Below are 18,458 nucleotides of genomic sequence, written 5' to 3'. Positions count from 1 at the left end.
TATGATCGGATCATGACGAAATCGGCGACGAGAGCGGCGACGAAAGTAGCGACGAAAGCGGTGGCGAAGCAGGCGGACGCGGACGGCTCCTGGCGTTCGCTGTGGTCGAAGAACTCGGCGCTGTCGATCGGCTCGGTCGACTCGTTCCTCTCCATCGGTTCCGTGGGCAGTTCCCTGTCCGTCGCCTCCGTCGGCAGCTTCCTGTCCGTGGGATCCGTCGGCTCCGCCGCGTCCTTCGCCTCCGTGGGCTCCTGGCTCAGCGCCGGCTCGGTCCTGTCCGCCCAGTCGACCGGCGCGGTGCTGGCCTGGCGCTCCCGCGGGGGCGGCGGCCGGGCGGTCGGCGCGGCGGCGGCCACGCTCGCCGGAGTGGCCGTGCTCTACGCCTGGAAGGCGAGCCGTTCGGCGAAGTGACCGCCCCCGGACGTCGTCTCAGCCGACCGTTCCGGAACGCACCCACTCGCGCGGCGACCGTCCGTAGGCCACCCGGAAGACCCGGCTGAAGTGGGCCGGATTGGCGAAACCCCAGCGCTGGGCGACCGCCGACACCGTGGGCGCCGCCGAGTCCCACCGCGTCAGGTCCTGGGCGCACCGCTCCAGCCGCCGCCGCTGGATCAGCCGCGCCACGGTGACGCCCTCCTCCTCGAACAGCCGGTGCAGATAGCGCACGGAGATGTGGTGCGCCGCCGCGATGCCCGCCGGGGACAGCCCGGGATCCGCCAGATGCCGGTCGATGTGGTCCCGGATGCGGTGCACGAGAGGGTGCTGCGGGGCGGCGGGGGCGGGCCCGTCGGCCGTCGTCCGCTCGTCCACCAGCGTGGCGAACAGGTCCACGACACTGGCCGCCAGCCTCGTCGCGACCGCCGGGGAACACGTCGGCAGCGACGCCGCCAGCCCGGTCAGGAAGGACCCCAGCAGCGCACCGGCCCCCTGCGCGCCCCCGATCGCGGTGCCGGTGACCTGCCGCAGATCCTCCTCGGGCAGACCGAGCGCCCGCCGCGGCATGTGCAGCACCCGCGTCGAGAACCGCCCCGGATAGTCCAGGGCGTACGGGCGTGACGTGTCGTACACGACGAGGTCGCCCTCGTCCACTCGCGCGTGCCGGCCGTCCTGGAGCAGCGTGGCCGTGCCCGCCGTCTGGACCCCGACCGCCACGCAGTCCGAGGCCGCGCGGGCGATCTGGGCGGGCGTACGGCTCGTACGCTGCGCGTCCGCCTCGACGGTGGAGATCCACAGACAGCCGAGCCGTCCGCTGGAGATCCGGCCCGAGAACGGTCCGTCCCCGCGGGCGGTGACGGTCATCGGCACCAGCGCCCTGCCCAGCGCGTCGCGCCAGTACGTGAGCCGCTCCCCCTCGGGAACCGCGTCCGTCGTCCACACCAGGCTCACCCGGTTCTCCCCTTCCGCCGTACGAGGCGCAGGAGAACGCGGAGCGTCGGCGGCCCGGTCTCCCCGCCGACTCCAGCCAAGCAGCCGGCCGGGACCGCCTCCAGGCAGGAAGCAGGCAGAAACACACCCGCCGCGACGGTGCGCGCACGGAACAGTCCGGTGCGCTGAGGGACAAGACACGGGGGAGCCGCGACGGCGAGGATGGGGACACGGCGCGGGGACCTCGCCCGCCGGTGCCGCCCTAGGGCGTGTAGAGGCGGGCGAGGGCGTCGTGGGCCGCCGTGACGCGCTGCGGGTCGGCGTCCGGGCCGAGGTTGACACAGCGGGCGAAGGCCTCCCGGGCTTCGGCCCGCCGCCCGGCGGACAGCAGGGCGTCGCCCAGATGGACGAGCTGACGGCTCTCCATGGCCGTGTTGCCGCTGCTCCGCCAGATCGCCATGGCGGCGCGATGGTGCTCGACCGCCTCCGCCCAGCGCCCCAGCAGGGCGTTGCTGGACCCCATGCCCGAGTGCATGCCGCCCCGGCCGAACTCGGCGATGTGCGGCGCCAGCCGGTCCTGGACCCGCTCCAGGAACGCCAGCGTGTCCCCGTACACCACCAGGGCCTCCTCGGGGCGGCCCGAGTCCATCAGGATCAGGGCGCGTCCGTGCCGGGCCTGGAGGCTGCCGTGCAGATCGCCCGCGGCCTCGAACAGCGCGACCGCGCGGTGCATGTGCCCGCCGGCCCGGACGTGGTCGTCCAGCCGACGGAACGCCAGCCCCTGATAGATGTGCGCCCACGCCTCCTGCCGTACGTCACCGGCCCGCCGCGCGGCCCCGAGTGCCGCCGCGGAGCGCTCCAGACTGTCGTGCGGGCGCCCTTCGCAGGTGAGCAGCGCCCACGCGTGATAGTTGAGATGCGTCGCCTCCAGCACCGGATCGCCCAGCTCGCGCGCCGAGCGGGCGGCCGTGCCGAAGACCTCCGGCCAGTGCCCCCAGAAGATCCACTGGTCGGAGAACCAGTGCAGCGCCTCCGCCACCTCCACCACGGTCGGGTGCGCCCCGTCGGCGGCCGCCGCGCGCAGGGCCGCCAGCCAGTTCGCGCCCTCGGTCTGCAACCAGGCCCGGGCCCGGTCCGCGCTCGACAGATCGACCGCCCCGTCGAAGCCGGCGGGCGGCGCACCGTGGTCCGGCTCGAACCAGCGCCCGGCCACGACCGTGGTCCCCAGCAGCCAGTCGTACAGCGCCGCACGCGCGCGTACGGCCTCCGGTGCGCTCTCCTCGGCCGCCAGCCGGGCACGCGCGTACAGCCGCAGCAGGTCGTGCAGCCGGTACCGCTCGCCGTACGCCCCGAGCAGCCCGGTCTCGACCAGCTCCTCCAGGGCGTCCTCGGCGTCGAACGGCGTCTGCCCCGTCAGCCGGGCGGCCCCGGCGGCCCCCGTGTCCGGCCCCGGGAGCAGCGCGAGCCGCCGGAACAACCGGGCGGCGGCGGGGGTGAGCTGACGGTACGACAGGTCGAAGGCGGCGGTGACGCGTACGTCCCCGGCGGCCAGCGCGTCCAGCCGCCGGTCCTCGGCCGCCAGCCGGTCGGCGAGCCGGCGCACCGTCCAGCCGGTGCGGGTGGCCAGCCAGTTGCCCGCCACCCGCAGGGCCAGCGGCAGATGCCCGCAGCGTACGGCGACATCGGCGACGGCGTCCGGATCGGCCGCCGCCCGCTCGGCGCCGACCAGGGCGGTGAGGAACGCGGCGGCCTCCGCCGGGCTCAGCTCCCCGAGCGGCAGCCGGTGCACACTGTCCAGCCCGGTCAGCATGCGCCGGCTCGTCACGACCACCATGGCCGCGCCCGCGGCCGGCAGCAGCGGCCGCACCTGGGCCTCGTCCCGCGCGTCGTCCAGCACCAGCAGACAGCGCCGCTCCGCCAGCACCCGCCGGTACAGCGCCGGATGCCCGTCCGGACCGGCCTGTGCGAGCTCCCGGTCGGCCACCTGGAGGGCCTTGAGCACACGGAGCACGAGCTCCGAGGGGCCGGGCGGCTCCTCGTCCGTGCCGCACAGGTCGACCACCAACTGCCCGTCGGGGAAACGCTCGGCGAGCGCGCGGGCCGCGTGCAGCGCGAGCGTCGTCTTGCCCGCGCCCGGCGGCCCGGACACGGCCACCACCACCGGCTGCGCCGCGTCCTGCCGCCCGGCCAGCTCCGTGAGCCGCGCCAACTGCGCTTCCCGGCCCACGAAGTCGTCGACCCCGCGCGGGAACGCCCGTACGCCCACCGGGCTGTATCCCGGCGGGCGCCCCGCCCGCGCGGCCAAGAGCAGCCGCTCCCGCAGCGCCTCGTCCAGCCCCAGACCGTCCGCGAGCGCCGCGACCGTACGCCGCTGCGGAGCCGCCCGCCGCCCCCGCTCCAGGTCCCCGATGCCCCGCACACTGACACCCGACGCCTCCGCCAGACCCTCCATGGTCAGCGACGCGGCCAGCCTCAACTCCCGCAGCAGCGGCCCGAACACCGCTCCCTCCCCGCTCAATCCCGTCCCTTCCGCCCGTGCCGGGCTGCCCGCACGCCGACCGTGATCCACCGGATTCTAGGAGAGCGGAGCGTTTGCGCCGCGCTCCCGACCGGGATCCGGACGGCCCCGGCGCGGCGCTCCGGCCCACGCGGGGCGCCGCTGCCAACGATTCCGCACCGGGCGCTGTTTCCGCAGGTCGGACGCATTGTCAGTGGTCGCCGATAAGTTGATTGTCGTCGCGCCGCTCGGGTGCGGCGAATCCCCCTGTGCTGCGCCGCTCCGGCGTGTGCAGCCGTGTGCCGCAAAGGAGATGATGAGTTGTCGGACCGGGAGAACTGGGAAAGGGCGAGTACGGCCCGGGTGGTGCCGCCCGCCCGCCCGCGCAAGCTCGCCAAGGTCCCCTTCGTCGAACTGGCCGACGGACGCCTGCAAGGGGTCGTCTCCAGCGGCTCGGACATCGAGCGGGTGTACGTCTCGTCGATCGCGGCCGGCACCTTCGCCTTCGCGTGCAGCACCAACAACAACCGGCCCTGCGGCGGCGCGCGCGGCTCGTTCTGCAACCACATCCGCGCCCTGGTCACCGAGGCCGTCCTGCAGTACGGCGGCATGCGCGTCGCCCGCTATCTGCGCGTCGAGCCGACGGGCGGCGAGCCCGACGCCGCCGCCCTCACCACCGCGATGATCGGGACCCGCCCGCAGCCGGCGGACGGCAAGGCGGCCGCCGCCCCCGTCTTCAGCCGGTTCCTGCGCCACCTCGCCTACCTCGAACAGGCGCCGGTCACGGACCCGTTGCCGGAGATGCAGTGGTTCGCGCCGACGCGTGCGGAGGGCACCGGGGCGTCCGCCTCCGAGGGGGCCGTGGATCCGGGCGGCGCGGGGGAGCGCCCGGGTGCGGGGGGGTCGGCCGGCGTGCTCGGCGCCCCGGTGGACGGGCTGGAGGAGGCCCTGGCCGCGGCCGACGCCTTCGACCGGTGTCTCGTCGCCGGGCTGCTGCGGCCCCGGTCCGACCAGGCCGCCGGTCTGGCGGAGCTCGCCCGCGCCGTCGCCGGCAGCCCGCTGGCCGCCCGGGTCGCCGAGGCCGCCGAGAAGGCCGCCGCGGGAACCGCGGGCGAGGACCACTTCCTCGCCCTGGCCGCCGCCCGCTCGGCCCTCCTCGGCGCCGCCCACGATGCGCTCGCCGCCCGCGCCGACGCCTCCACCGGCCGCACCCGCGCCGACGACACCCCCTCGGCGGTCGGCGACCCGCAGCAGGCCAACCTGCTCGCCGCGGCCCGGACCTGGCTCGCGGACCTCGCCCGCGCCGGCTGGCAGGGCATCGACCACGAACTCGTCGGCGGCGCCGCCCAGATCGTCTCCGCGATGCTGGCCAGGCCCGAACTGCGCCGGCCGGCCACCCTGCTCGACGGGTTCGCCGCCGAACTCGCCGCCTCCTGCCCCGGATCGGCCCTGGAGCGGATCCCGGCCCGCCGCTGGGGCGACCTCTGGGCGCGCGCCCTGCTGCTCACCCGGACCGGCGCCACCGACCGGCCCGCCGTCGGCACCGCCACCGGGCGGCTGCTGCCGCTCGGCATCGACCTGCACGAACACGCGACCGCCGCCCAGGCCCAGGTCCACGCCGTGTTCGAACCCGAGGACGGCACCCCGTCCCGGCTGGTCCGCGCGAGCGTCTCGGTGCCCAAGCCGGACACCGTGGTCGCGGCCGGCGTCTGGCAGCTGCTGCGGCCGCATCTCGCGCTGCTCGCGGCCCTCGGCGAAGGCCGGGCGATGCACCTGGACGCCATGCCCCTCACCGCGGAGGGCGACCTCCTCTGGGACGGCACCCGGGCCCGCCCGGGCGAACCGGCGGACCCCTTCGCCACCGCCCGCGTCGCCCTGCCCACCGCCACCGCGGCCGCCACCGCGCCGCTCGACCGCCACCCCGCGCGGCTCGCCGAACCGGTGTTCCTGGAGGGCTACACCACCCGCCAGGACGGCGACACCCTCGTCCTGACCAGCGCGGGCGACGACCTCGTCGTCGACACCGACCGCATCCCGGTCGCGGGCCCGCTGACCCCCGAGGCCGTCGCGGCCTCCGGCGCCTGCATCGGTCTGCTCCGCTGGGACGGCGGCGCCTTCCGGCTCCAGCCGCTGGCCGTCGAGACCACCGTGCGCAGGAAGACCGTCGCCCTCCAGGCGGGCGCCTGGGCCGGCGGCACCACCGACAAGACGGGCGTCAGGGCGGAGAAGGCCGCCACCGACGCCGTGACCGTCCTGCGGGAGCGAGCGGGAAGGCTGCTGCGCAAATGACCGACCCGACGACCGACCCGACGGCCGACGCGGCGCCCGACGCGGCGCCCGAGCCCGCTCCGCACGACAACCGTCGGCAGGTTCTGTACTGGCGCCTCCTCGCCCGCCTCTTCGACCCGGAGGAGCAGGCCGCCCTGGAGTCGGCGAGCCTCGCCGTCGTGGAGGACATCGGCCTCCCGCCCGCCCTGCTGGACCCGCAGGTCTCCGTCGACTCGATCGTGCAGCGCCATCCGCACCTGGCGGACGAGTTCGACGGGCTGATGTTGCCCGACACCGCCGACACCGCCGACACCGACGTGCGTGACGGTGCCGAGGAGGTGCGCCGCGCGGCCCTGGTGTCCAAGGTGCTGCTCAACGTGTTCGCCACCGGCACCGGAGCCGTCAGCGCCGGGCAGCTGTCCCGGTGGCAGTCCGACGCCGGCTGGCTGGAGCGCGCCCTCGGCTGCCAACCCGGCGATCTGCGCGGCGGACGCGGCGCCGGACAAGGCAAGGGCCGCGGCGCCGGCCGGGGCGTGAGCCCCACCGGGACCGGCGGCCACCGCGCCACCCCCGACCTGGGCAACCTCATTCCGGCGATCGGACCCGAGCTGGGCGCCCTGGAGGGCGACCTCGTGCGCCGCATGCGGTTGCGCGAGGTGCTCGCCGACCCCGCTCTCGCCGCCCGCCTCACCCCGAGCATGTCGCTCATCGAGCAGCTGCTGCGCGACAAGAACAACCTCTCGGGCGTGGCCCTCGCCAACGCGAAGTCGCTGATCCGCCGGTTCGTCGACGAGGTCGCGGAAGTCCTGCGCACCCAGGTCGAGAAAGCCACCGTCGGCGCGATCGACCGCTCGATCCCACCGAAGCGCGTCTTCCGCAACCTCGACCTCGACCGCACCATCTGGAAGAACCTCACCAACTACAGCCCGGAGGAGGAGCGGCTCTACGTCGACCGCCTCTACTACCGGCACACCGCCCGCAAGACGACACCGCAGCGGCTCATCGTGGTCGTCGACCAGTCGGGTTCCATGGTCGACTCGATGGTCAACTGCACCATCCTGGCGTCGATCTTCGCCGGACTGCCGAAGGTGGACGTCCACCTCGTCGCGTACGACACCCGGGCGGTCGACCTCACCCCCTGGGTGCACGACCCCTTCGAGACCCTGCTGCGCACCCAGCTCGGCGGCGGCACCGACGGCACGGTCGCGATGGCCCTGGCCCAGCCGAAGATCGCCGAGCCGCGCGACACCGTCGTGGTGTGGATCTCCGACTTCTACGAATGGCACCACCAGCCGCTGTTCGACAGCATGGCCGCCCTCCATCGCTCCGGGGTCAAGTTCATTCCCGTCGGCTCGGTGACCAGCTCCGGGCGCGGCAGCGTCAACCCCTGGTTCCGGGAGCGCTTCAAGGACCAGGGCACACCGGTGATCTCCGGTCACATCCGCAAGCTCGTCGATGAACTCAAGACGTTCCTCGCCTGACAGCCCCCTACCTCCCGCTCTGTGAAAGGCACTGTGATGACCGACCTGTTGCGCGCCCCCGCCGAGATCAAGTTCGCCGAGGAACTGGACTGGCTGGAGTCGATCGACGACAACCCCAAGCCGTTCTCCTGGAGGCTGTCGCCGAAGATGATCCGGGTGTTCATCCTGGGCTCCGAGCGCGCCGACGGCCTCGACCGGGAGATCGGCCAGAAGTGGTTCGGCGACCGCAGTTTCGTCGAGCGATCCATCGTGACCCTCGCCTCCGACCGCGGACTGCTGCTCATCGGCGACCCCGGCACCGGCAAGAGCTGGCTCGCCGAACTGCTGTCGGCGGCCATCTGCCGCAACTCCACCCAGGTCGTGCAGGGCACGGCGGGCACCACCGAGGACCACATCAAGTACTCGTGGAACGTGTCCATGGTGATCGCCAAGGGGCAGTCGCGCGAGTCCATGATCCCCTCGCCGATCATGACCGCGATGGAGACCGGCACCATCGGCCGCTTCGAGGAACTCACCCGTTCCACCAGCGACGTCCAGGACGCGCTGATCTCGATCCTCTCCGAGAAGTACATCTCCGTCCCCGAACTGGACGGCGCCGGCGGTGAGAACATCGTCTTCGCCAAGCCCGGGTTCTCGATCATCGCCACCGCCAACAGCCGCGACCGGGGGGTGAACGACCTGTCCTCCGCGCTCAAGCGCCGCTTCAACTTCGTCCGCATCCCGGTCGTGACGAACAAGAAGAGCGAGGCGGAGATCGTCCGCTTCCGCACCGAGGAACTCCTGCGCCGCCACCAGATCGAACTCGACGTCCCGCCGACCCTGCTGGACGTGCTCCTGCAGAGCTTCGCCGACCTGCGCGCCTCCGCGGCCGCCGCCGGCAGCGACGACGAGAAACTGGAGTCCGCGCTGTCCACCGCCGAGCAGATCGGTGTCCTGGAGGACGCCATCCTGCACAGCAACTTCTTCGGCGACCGCGCCCTCACCGCCCGCACCCTCGCCTCCTCGCTCGTCGGCTCCCTCGCCCGGCGCGAGCCCGAGGACCTCGCCATCCTCAACAAGTACCTGCACGGCGTCGTCGAGCCGCGCAGCAAGGACGAGGGCGGCTCCTGGCCGGAGTTCCTCGAAGGCGGCCGCGACGCGATCGCGACCCTCTCATGAGCGGCGCGCAGATCAGCACCGGCAGCACCTTCGAGGGACTGCGCGGCCAGCTCCAGGAGGCCGCCACGGCCTTCGCCGACGGACCCGGTGCCCTGGAGGGCATCCTGCGCGGCATCGTGGACGACGTCGAGCGCGCGGTGGGCGAACCGCTGGAGATCTTCCCGGTCTGCCACCACTCACCCGCCTCGGCGATCGCCATGGCCCGCCGGCTGCGCGAGAAGCAGCCCAAGGTGGTCTACCTGGAGCTCTGCGAGGACATGGCCCCCCTCCTCACCGAGCTGCGCAACTGCCGCCTCCCGGTGGCCGTCCAGGCGTTCGCGTCGGAGGTCGAGGGCTTCCCCGCCGACTGGTCCCCGCTGTCGGTCGTGGCCCCGATCACCGAGGCCTCCGCCGAGTACCAGGCCATCGCCTACGCCCTGGACACCCCCGGAGTCGAACTGGTCCTCGTCGACCGCTCCTCGGACCATGTGTTCCAGTGGGAGAAGGAGGCAGAGCCGGAGGAAACGACCCCGGGCGACACGGCGGCCGGCGAGGAGAGCGCCCTGCACGGCGACGCCGTCGGCGTGGAGATCGGCGACCTGCGCCCCCGCTTCGCCGAACTGGAGGAACACCTCCTGCGCCACGGCCGGGTCCGCCACTGGTCCGAGTGGTGGCACCAGTACGTCGAACTGCCCCTCGGCGACAGCGACCACGACACCTACCGCCAGGTGATGCTGCTCATCGGCAGCCTCTTCCGCCGCCTCGCCCCGGGGGAGGCGCACAAGGTCCGCGTCGACGAGGACCGCGAGCGGTACATGTGGACGCGGATGCGGGAGCACCTCGCCGCCACCGGCGCCGACCCCGCCGACTGCCTCTACGTCTGCGGAGCGTTCCACGCGGCCAGCCGGGTCGAGGAGTTCGGCGTGCACGGCAGCGACACCTTCACCATCAGCCCGCCCAGCGGGACCACGTGGCGGCATGGCCTGATCCCGTCCAGCCACGCCGCGATCGAGGCCCAGTTCGGCCTGGCCGCAGGTTCGGTCTCCATCGCCGCGACGGAATGGGCCAAGAACCTCAAGCGCACCCGCGTGAAGCCGTACCGGCTGGCGGGCCAGGCGGGCACGAAACCCAGGAAGAGCCTCCCCGCGGCGACCCCCCTCGCCGCCCCGGCGGCGCCCGCCGACAAGCTCACCGGCTTCCTCCGGCGGCCACCGGTCCTCGACTCCCTCGACGAGGCCGAACTGCTCGGCTGGTCGGTGGAGATCGTGCGCTCCGCCCGCCGCAACGGCTACCTCGCCTCCACGGCCGACGCCATCGCCGTCTTCGAGACGTCGATCCTGCTGGCGGGCCTGCGCGACCGCGCCAAGCCGACGCCGTACGACTTCCAGGACGCGGCCGTCACCTGCATCGAGAAGGACCGGGTGCCGGGCCGGCGGGACGTGGGCCGGCTGGTCGAGATCATGATGGGCGGCGACCGCGTCGGCCAGGTCGGCTACGACGCGCTGCCGCCGCTGGCCCGCGACGTCCACGACCGGCTCGCCCCGCTGAACCTGAAGCTCCAGCAGCGCGGGGTCCAGCGGGCCCTGCTGGACATCGCCGCACAGCCCGAACTGGCGCACTGCTCCGACGTGCTGTGGATGCTGCGGCGACTGCTGCCCGAGGGCGCCGCCCGCCCCATCATGGGCGATCGCAGCCTGGGCGAGCGCCCGATCCAGGAGTCCTGGGACCTCGCCCTCGGCACCCACCAGCGGTCGCTCATCGAACTCGGCTACGAGGGCGTCAGCATCGAGCAGGTCCTGGAGCAGCGGCTGCGCCGCACCGCGTACGCACCGCAGGCCACGGCGGCGACCGTCCTCGCGACGGTCGAGGACGCGATCGTCTACCTGGGCAGCCGACGGCTCGCCGACGAGCTGGGCACGCACGCGCTGGAGGTCCTGGCCGGCGAACGCAGCGTCGACGGCGCACCCGAGGTGCTGCGCCGCGTCCGCCGGCTGCTGGCGTACTACCGCACCGGCGAACCGGTGCTGCCGTCCTGGATCGAGTCCTTCGTCAAGACCGGGTACGCGCACTACTGCACGCTGCTGCCGACCGCGTTCACCGACGAGGACGCGACCGTCCGTCAGGTCGCCGCGATGCTGGGCTTCCTGTTCAGCATGGAGAGCCTCGCCCTCTCCCTCGGCTGCGACCGCACCCAGCTCGAACTGTCCCTGGCCCAGTCCCACCCGGCCGAGCCCGCGCGCACCGCCCTGCTCTGGGCGGCCCAGACCCACCTCGGCACCCTGCCCCGGGCGGCCCTGCGGGAGCGCTGCGACGGCCTGCTCGCCAACCCGCTGGTCGTCCCGGCCTACCCCCGTTACCTCAGCGGCTTCGTCCACGCCCTCGAACCGGTGCCGGCCCTGGCCGACTTCGTCGTCGAGGCGGTGTCCAACGCCTTCGCCCGACTGCCCGACCGGGTCCTGCTGCCCTGGCTGCCGACGCTCATCACCACCCTGCGGGCGGGCGGCACCGAGCTGGCCCCGCTGATCGTCCGCGAGGCCGGCCGGATCTTCCCGGCCCGCCTGGCGGAGCTGGACACCTGGGTCCCGCCGTGGCGCCTGCCGGAGGCACCGCCCCTGGCCGTATCGCCCGCGCCCACCGGCGGCGGCGTGGCCCTCCTCGCCGCCCACCCCGCGACCTGCGACGCGCTGGCCGACCTGCTGGGCTGCGAAGGCACCTGGGCGCAGACGGAACCGGCCGGGGCCGAGCTGCTGGCCCGGCACCCCGAGACCGCCCGTGCCCTCGGGGTCCTGCTGGCCGTCAGCTGACCGGCAGCGCCGCCACCAGCGCGCGGATGGCGTCCACGCCCAGCGCCGGGTTGGCGGCGGCGTGCTGCACCAGCTCCTCGTCGTCGAGCAACTCGGCCAGCCGGGCCTGGGGAAGGCTCGGATGCCGGGCGAAAGCGGCCCGCACCCCGGGATCCGGGTCCCGGGTGAGCCGGTCCACGACGTCCGACGGCGTCTCGGGATCGCGGGCGGCCAGGGCCCGGACCGCAGGGTCCTCGTCGTCGGCGTGGACGGCCAGCCCGGCGGTGGGGAAGCGAGGGAGGGCGGCGAGGCGTTCGCGCTGATGCCCGGTGTACTCGAGGAAGCTGCGCAGCAGGAGGGCCGGCGGGGCGTCCGGATGGTTCTGGGCCAGCAGCACGCGGACCCCCAAGTCGTAGTCGGCGGCCAGGCGGGCGACAAGGTCCGCCGGCAGCGTGTGCACCCGTGCCGCCTGCCGACGCAGCATCGGGTGGGAGGAGAGGGCGTCCCGGCGTACGGCCTCGGGGTCGCGGGGCGTCAGGGGTTCCGGCCAGAAAGCGAAGTCATCGTCCAGAGGGACTTCGTAGTCGATGGCAGTCAGTTCCTCCTCGGCCCACGCCGGATGCCGGGACACGGCGAGCCGCACCTTCGGGTCGGGGTCCTCGGCGAGGGCCCGCCGCTCCTCGGGGCCGAGGTCCTCGCGGGCGGCGACCGTCCGGCGCACGCCCGGGTCCGGGTCTGCGGCCAGGGAGCGCCGTTCGGCGGGGCCGAGGTCCACGCGGCCTGCGATGCGCCCGCGGACCTCCGGGTCGGGATCGGAGGCCAACATGCCGACCACGTCGGGAGGGAGGGTGGGGTTGGCCGCGAGGGTCGCCCGTTCGTCCTCCCGGGCCGGGGCGGTGAGCACGCTGTCGACGACCTTCCTGCTGAGGGCGTCGTAGAGCAGCATGCCGGTGCGGGCGTGACACGAGCGTTCCGGCAGGGTGCTCTCCACCCAGGCCGGATCCTCGTGCCGGGCGGCGTTCTCCGCTCTCTCCCGTACGTCGTCGGCAGGGTCTGCGAGCAGCGCGGCCCGGGTTTCGGCAGGCAGTGAGCTCCATCGGCCGACTCCCCAGACGCGGGCCTTCGCGACGGGATGCGTGGGCAGGCGGCGGCGCAGTTCGAGGGAGATCTGCCAGGAGAAGAACCCGTCCAGACTGTCGCCGTCGTAAGTGCTCATCATGTGGACGATCGTCTCGTCGGGCAGCGGCGGCAACTCCTCGTAGTGCATCCCCGAGGGACCGCCCGCGAGAAGGGTCCGCACCAGCCACTCGGGATCGTCCACCAGCCGGGCCCGCTCGGCCGGTGTGACGAAGCGGTTCCTGGCGAAGTCGGCCCTGACACGCGGGTCCGGGTGCCGGATCACGGCGTCGACCACGGCCTCGGGCAGCACCCGGTCCCGGCACAGCACCATCTGCACGGCGCGCGGGCCGTGTGCCAGCAGACGCAGCAGGAGATCCACCGGTGTGGACGGATTGAGCGCGGCTCCGGCGAGGCGGCGGGTGGGCAGATCGGCGGCGGCCCAGATCTCTTCGCGTGTCGGCATGTGTGAGGCCCCCCAGGACGACGCATGGGCCCCCTGCGCGGTGCAGGGGGCCCATGACCTTAACCCGGTCCTAGCGGCGGTGCGTGCCGATCGTCACGGTGCCGGGCTTCACCCCCGCCCCCGTGTCGAGGACCACCGTGCCGTCGGACTTCTTCCAGATCTTGATGGCGAAGGAGTCGGGGCCGTCCGTCGCCGTGACCCGGAAGCCGTAGCCCTTCTTGCCGTCCACCGTGCCCGAACCCTCGAGGACCGCCTTCGAGCCGGTGACGACGAGCCAGTCCAGCCCGGTGGAGCGGAACTTCACCCGGGCCGGGCCGGAGACATAGGAGACCTGGCCGAGCGGGGTGGCGGCCTGCGGGAGGTAGCGGGCGGCGACCGTGAAGAAGCCCCGGATGCCGACGGCGCCCGCGCCCATCACCGGACCGGCCGAGCGGTCGTACACGACGACCTCGGGGAGCGTACGGCTCACCGACCCGCCGTCGTCGTCCTTGACCGTGACCACCGGCCGGCGGATGCCCGCCGAGGTGTAGGTGTGCTCCGCGAGGCAGCCCGAGGAGATGACCTTGCCCGCCGCCGGCTTGGTGCCGTCCTTCCAGTCGACCGTGCAGGTGTGGGTGTCGGCGGTGCCCGGGTCGGTGAAGGAGACCGCGACGGTCGTCCTGCGGCCGGCCGGGACCGGGGCCTTCGGACCGGCGGTGGAGGTGAGGGTCGGAGCCGCGTTCCCGACCGTCACCACGGCCGTGTCGGTGCTGCGACCGCCGGTCAGGGTGAGGGTGAAGGTGCCGTTGTCGGAGCAGGTGACCGTGGTCCGGGCCGCCCCCGCATCCGCGACCGTGCAGGGCGCGCCCTGTTCGACCGTCCACTTCGGGGTGCCCGCCCCGGAGTGCGTGCCGTTCAGGGCGATCGCGTCGCCCTCCGTGCCCGTGGCGTCCGGACCGGCGTGCACGACGGCGACCGGGTCGATGCTGGTGAGCGTGGGCACGACCTTCTCGATCAGGCCGTCCGCGTCGAACTCCATCTTGTCGATGGTGGTCTCGCGGTGCGTGCCGTCACCGCCGGGGATCGCGAAGCGGTGGTAGGCGATGTACCAGTCGTCCGTGCCCGGGACCTGGACGACCGAGTGGTGGCCGGTGCCCAGGATGCCCAGCGAGGCGTCCTTCTCCAGGATCACGCCCCGCTTGGTCCAGGGGCCGGTGGGGGAGGGGCCGGTGGCGTAGGCGACGCGGTAGTTCTCGTCGCGGGTGTCGTTCTCCGACCACATGAAGTAGTAGGTGCCCTTGCGCTTCACCACGAACGAGCCCTCGTTGTAGCCGCTCGGGGTGATGTCCTTGATCTGCGCGGTGTCGATCGAGGTCATGTCGGCGTTCAGCGGCGCCACGTAGGCGTGGCCGTTGCCCCAGTAGAGGTACGACGTGCCGTCGTCGTCGGTGAAGACGGCCGGGTCGATCATCTGGCCGCTCAGCTGGCCCGCCTTCAGCAGCGGTTGGCCGAGCGCGTCCTTGAAGGGACCCGTGGGCGAGTCCGAGACGGCCACGCCGATGTTCGCGTCGGCGCAGAAGTAGAAGTAGTACTTCCCGTCCTTCTCGGCGATCGTCGGCGCCCAGGCCCTGCTGTCCGCCCAGCTCACGTCGGGCCCCAGGTCGAGGATGACGCCGTGGTCGGTCCAGTGCACCAGGTCGGTCGACGAGTACGCCTTGAACTGCGTACCGCTCCAGCCGTCGAAGCCGTCGGTCGTCGGGTACATGTAGAAGGTGTCGCCGAAGCGGACGATGTTCGGGTCGGCGTTGAGCCCCGGCAGCACCGGGCTCTTCATCTCCAGCGCCGACACCGTCCAGGTGCGCTTCTTGCCGTCGGAACCGGTGACCTCGTACTTCACGGGCTCGGTGAAGTTCTGCACGCTGCCCGAGGCGGGGCTGATCGCCGCGCCGTGGGCGAGGGAGAACTCCGGTGCCAGCGCGGTGAGGTCGGTGCCCTCCTTGAAGGGCAGGGTGATGCGGCTGTTCGCGTTGTCGATCAGTGCGTCGACCTTGAGCGCCGGGTGGGTGGCGCGTGCGATGCCCGTCGTGTTGCCGCTGAGCTCCATCACCTCGGCCGCCGACAGCGCGCGGTCGTAGATCCGGAAGTCGTCGACCTCGCCGCCGAAGTACGGGTCGGCCGCGTACAGGGAGCGTCCGATGTAGCCACTGTAGTCCTTGTCGGCGTCGTAGAGCTCGGACGGCTTGATGGTGACGCCGGTTGCCCGGGCCGCCTCGATGCCGTCCACGTAGAGGACCATCGTGCCGGTCGAGCCGTCGAGGGTGACGGTGACGTGCCGCCACTCGCCGGCGGTGAGCTGCGAGCCGGCCGTCAGCTTCGACTCGGCCGACCAACTCGCCTTGGTGATGGCCGAGTACAGCTTCGTGGAGCCGTTGGAGGGGCTCGCGAAGAGGTACTTGTTGCTGTCCGGACCGAGCCCGAACAGCCACTGCCAGTTGCTGCCGCCCTTCCACTTCGCGTACGTCGAGACGGTCACGCTGTCGGCGTTCTTCAGCACGCCGTTCGGGATCTTCACATACGGCGAGTCGCTCGCGCCGGACATGCTGAACGAGCCGCCGCTCACGCCGGTGCCGAAGGCGGGCGTGCGGACGTAGGTGCCGTGGTAGCCGTGGCCGCTGGAGTCGACGGCGATGTTGCCGGACGTCTCGTCGAAGCCGTAGTGCAGCAGCAGGTCGGCGGGTACGTCGGCGCCCTCCGCGGAGACCGTGACCTCGGCCCGCACGGGGAGCGCGGCGCCGTCGGGCAGGCTTCCCGTCACGGTGAACTCACCGGGCTGCGCGTACGCCGACTCCGGGATGTCGTCCCAGCTCACGGCCACCGGCCGCTTGACGCCGTCGGAGTAGGTGGCGATCACGGTCGCGGGCAGCACCGGCGCCTCGCCGATCCGTGTCTTCACCGAGACGTCCTCGACGCCGGTGACGAGCTGGTCGGGCTGGTAGGCGGTCAGCAGTCGGTCGTACTCGGCCTGGGTGACCGGCAGGACCGTGCCGTGGCGGGGACGTGAGGGCAGGTCGTAGTCGGCGACCGGCGTCCAGCTGCCGGAGGCGAGGTCGGTGGTCTCGAAGGGGATGTAGCCGCGCCCGCCGAACTCGTCGAGGAACGCGTACCACTTGTCCTCGGTGTTCGACTTGAACACCAGCGGGCCCTCGGCCGCGTTCATCGCGCCCTTGCCGATGCCCTCGGCGACGGCGTCCCAGGAGAGGTTCAGCAGCGAGTCGCTCTTCTCCTCGAAGATGAACTTGCTGTTGGGCGTGGAGGAGGTGTTGTTCCGCTCGTCCTTGGAGAGGCGGAAGTAGGTGCCGTCGTGCTGGATGACGGTGGAGTCGATGACGGAGTAGCCGCGGTCGATCCAGACCTTGGGCTCGCTGAAGGTGTAGAAGTCGCGGGTGGTGGCGTACATCATCCGGTTGTAGGTGTCGCCGGAGTGCGCCGCGTTGTCGTACAGCTTCGACGCCCAGAAGACGACGTACTCGCCGAGGGTGCTGTCGTAGTACGCCTCGGGCGCCCAGGTGTTGCCGGCGCTGTCGGGGGAGACCTGCACCAGGCGCTGGTTCGTCCAGTGCACCAGGTCGGTGGACTCCCAGACCATGATGGACTTGCTGCCGGTGCGCTGGGCGGCGTCCCAGTCGCCGTTGCCGTAGATCCTCAGGTCGGTGGCGATCTGGTAGAACTTGTCGCCCTCGGGGGAGCGGATGATGAACGGGTCGCGCAGGCCCTGCTCGCCGAGCGTCGAGGTCAGCACGGGCTCGCCGTCGTTCAGCTCACGCCAGTGCAGCGGGTCGTTCCCCTTGCTGAGCGCGGCGTACAGCTGCTCGCCGTTCGCCGTGCCCTCGCCGGTGAAGTAGCTGAACATGTAGCCCTTGAGGGCTTCCTTCTCGGGCAGTTCGGGCACCTTCGCGGTGAACACCCGGGTCGTCTTCGCGTCGCCCTTGGTGACCGTCGCGGTGAGGTCGACCGTGGTGGCGCCCGCGCCGTGGGCGGGGCGGTGGACCACGCCGGCGGCCGAGACGACGTCCGGGTCGGCGGAGGACCAGGTGACGTCCGTGCCGTAGGTGCCGGAGTCCGGCAGGGTGAGGTTGCCGCGTACGTCGTCGAGGTTGTGGACGGTCAGGGCCTCGGCGGCCTGTTCGGTCGCCGTCGCGTCGTCGAACGCCGCGAGGACCGTGACGTCGAAGGTCCTGGTCGCGGTGACCGAGCCCTTCTTCAGGGTCGCGGTGAGGGTGGCGTGGCCGTCGGGCTGCCCCGCGTTGGGCCGGGTCACCTTGCCGGCGTCCGTGACGAGGTCGGTGTCGTCACTGGCCCAGGTGATGGTGGAGCCGCCGGCCGTACCGGTCTTCGGCAGCGTCAGGTCGGCGGTGACCGCGCTGGTGTCGCCCAGGTCGAGGGCCGCCTTGTCGTCCTCGACGCCCTGGGTGGCGACGGGCAGTGCGAGCTGCTCGACCTCGGACGCGGCCAGGGCGCGGTCGTACACCCGGAAGTCGCGCATGCTCCCCTTGAACAGCTTGTCGCCCGAGTAGACCGACTTGCCGAGGTAGTTGGCGGTGGTCGTGCCGGAGCCGATCGCGCCCGGGGTGATGGTCACCGAGGTGTTGCGGGCGACCTCGACGCCGTCCTCGTACAGGACACCGGTGGTGCCCGTCTGGGTGTAGGTGACGTTCTTCCACACCGAGCGGGTCAGATTGCGGGAGTCGGAGGGCTTGGTGGTCTGCTCCGTCGACCAGTTGCCGGTGGCGATCGAGGTGCGCAGGGAGTTGCCGGTGGCGAAGAGGTAGCCGTTGCCGTTGCTGCCGCTGGAGTTGCCGAAGCCGTAGAGGAAGTACGGCGTGGTCTGCGTCGTGTCGAGCTTCACGTCGAAGGCGACGCTGATCGACGTCAGCCCCTTCATCACGTCGTTCGGCACCTTGACATAGGTGTCGGAGCCGTTGAAGCCGAGCCCCTGGCCGGACCAGTCGCCCGTGCCGTTGAGGGTGCCGTCCAGGCCGTGGCCGGAGGCGTCGGGCACGGCCTGGCCGGAGGCGCCGTCGAGCTTGTACCAGAGCGCGAGTCCGTCGGTGAGGTCGTCCGTGGCCTGGGCCGGGGTGGCTGCCGCGGTGAGCCCCATGAGCAGCGATACGGCGGTCAGAGAGGCCAGTTGGCCCGCCCCGCGTCTCGCACGGAAGCGGGAGCGTTTTCTATGGGTCATGGGAGACCGCCGTTTCAGCTGTGTGACGTGATGTTGCGAGAGTGTCAATCGGTGTACACGGTCGCGTCAAGACTTCTCGAACAATGTCCGACAGGTCGAACGAAAAGCTCCCGGATCCCAAGCGCCG

The 18,458-nt window shown here is 72.5% G+C and carries 9 protein-coding genes and 1 pseudogene; 6 read left to right on the top strand and 4 right to left on the bottom strand.

Annotated features, from left to right (window positions below; all coding sequences use genetic code 11):
• The first annotated feature begins 12 nt into the window (after positions 1 to 12).
• Positions 13 to 411: a hypothetical protein gene (locus ABZ464_RS43840; protein ID WP_359287520.1), complete on the top strand. Its 399-nt coding sequence runs from the start codon at positions 13 to 15 to the stop codon at positions 409 to 411.
• A gap of 18 nt (positions 412 to 429) precedes the next feature.
• Here the strand turns inward: ABZ464_RS43840 and ABZ464_RS43835 are convergent, their stop codons facing one another.
• Both ABZ464_RS43835 and ABZ464_RS43830 read right to left on the bottom strand, forming a co-directional pair.
• Entirely contained in the window at positions 430 to 1,386 is a 957-nt protein-coding gene (locus ABZ464_RS43835; protein ID WP_359287519.1) for a helix-turn-helix domain-containing protein, read from the bottom strand.
• 241 nt (positions 1,387 to 1,627) lie between these two features.
• Complete coding sequence (locus ABZ464_RS43830) at positions 1,628 to 3,883, bottom strand: helix-turn-helix domain-containing protein (RefSeq protein WP_359287518.1); 2,256 nt, start codon at positions 3,881 to 3,883, stop codon at positions 1,628 to 1,630.
• A 300-nt stretch (positions 3,884 to 4,183) separates the two neighbouring features.
• Between ABZ464_RS43830 and ABZ464_RS43825 the strand changes: the two are divergent.
• The 5 genes and pseudogenes from ABZ464_RS43825 to ABZ464_RS43805 all read left to right on the top strand — a co-directional run.
• Positions 4,184 to 4,690: pseudogene (locus ABZ464_RS43825) on the top strand (hypothetical protein); the annotation flags it as partial.
• 84 nt (positions 4,691 to 4,774) lie between these two features.
• Positions 4,775 to 6,151: a hypothetical protein gene (locus ABZ464_RS43820; protein ID WP_359287554.1), complete on the top strand. Its 1,377-nt coding sequence runs from the start codon at positions 4,775 to 4,777 to the stop codon at positions 6,149 to 6,151.
• Positions 6,148 to 7,611 carry a VWA domain-containing protein gene (locus ABZ464_RS43815; protein ID WP_359287517.1) on the top strand — a complete coding sequence of 488 codons (1,464 nt, stop codon included), beginning with the start codon at positions 6,148 to 6,150 and terminating at the stop codon, positions 7,609 to 7,611. Before ABZ464_RS43820 ends, ABZ464_RS43815 begins: the two co-directional genes overlap by 4 nt.
• A gap of 36 nt (positions 7,612 to 7,647) precedes the next feature.
• Positions 7,648 to 8,769: an AAA family ATPase gene (locus ABZ464_RS43810; RefSeq protein WP_359287516.1), complete on the top strand. Its 1,122-nt coding sequence runs from the start codon at positions 7,648 to 7,650 to the stop codon at positions 8,767 to 8,769.
• Complete coding sequence (locus ABZ464_RS43805) at positions 8,766 to 11,552, top strand: hypothetical protein (RefSeq protein ID WP_359287515.1); 2,787 nt, start codon at positions 8,766 to 8,768, stop codon at positions 11,550 to 11,552. Before ABZ464_RS43810 ends, ABZ464_RS43805 begins: the two co-directional genes overlap by 4 nt.
• On the opposite strand, the gene ABZ464_RS43800 is transcribed toward ABZ464_RS43805, so the two are convergent.
• Together ABZ464_RS43800 and ABZ464_RS43795 are read right to left on the bottom strand one after the other, a co-directional pair.
• Entirely contained in the window at positions 11,545 to 13,113 is a 1,569-nt protein-coding gene (locus ABZ464_RS43800; RefSeq protein WP_359287514.1) for a hypothetical protein, read from the bottom strand. The two genes, ABZ464_RS43805 and ABZ464_RS43800, sit on opposite strands and share 8 nt — an antisense overlap.
• A gap of 70 nt (positions 13,114 to 13,183) precedes the next feature.
• Positions 13,184 to 18,331, bottom strand: coding sequence for a family 43 glycosylhydrolase (locus tag ABZ464_RS43795; protein WP_359287513.1), 5,148 nt, complete (start codon positions 18,329 to 18,331; stop codon positions 13,184 to 13,186).
• Positions 18,332 to 18,458: the final 127 nt, after the last annotated feature.

The sequence above is a fragment of the Streptomyces sp. NPDC005820 genome (genome assembly GCF_040630255.1).
GTDB lineage: Bacteria > Actinomycetota > Actinomycetes > Streptomycetales > Streptomycetaceae > Streptomyces.
This window is presented reverse-complemented; position numbering and strand designations above follow the sequence as displayed.

What these genes read in the sequence shown, in the direction of transcription:
- ABZ464_RS43815 (WP_359287517.1), top strand. Translation starts at nt 6,148, where the DNA reads ATGACCGACCCGACGACCGACCCGACGGCCGACGCGGCGCCCGACGCG.
- ABZ464_RS43810 (WP_359287516.1), top strand. Translation starts at nt 7,648, where the DNA reads ATGACCGACCTGTTGCGCGCCCCCGCCGAGATCAAGTTCGCCGAGGAA.
- ABZ464_RS43805 (WP_359287515.1), top strand. Translation starts at nt 8,766, where the DNA reads ATGAGCGGCGCGCAGATCAGCACCGGCAGCACCTTCGAGGGACTGCGC.
- ABZ464_RS43800 (WP_359287514.1), bottom strand. Translation starts at nt 13,113, where the DNA reads ATGCCGACACGCGAAGAGATCTGGGCCGCCGCCGATCTGCCCACCCGC.
- ABZ464_RS43795 (WP_359287513.1), bottom strand. Translation starts at nt 18,331, where the DNA reads ATGACCCATAGAAAACGCTCCCGCTTCCGTGCGAGACGCGGGGCGGGC.
- ABZ464_RS43840 (WP_359287520.1), top strand. Translation starts at nt 13, where the DNA reads ATGACGAAATCGGCGACGAGAGCGGCGACGAAAGTAGCGACGAAAGCG.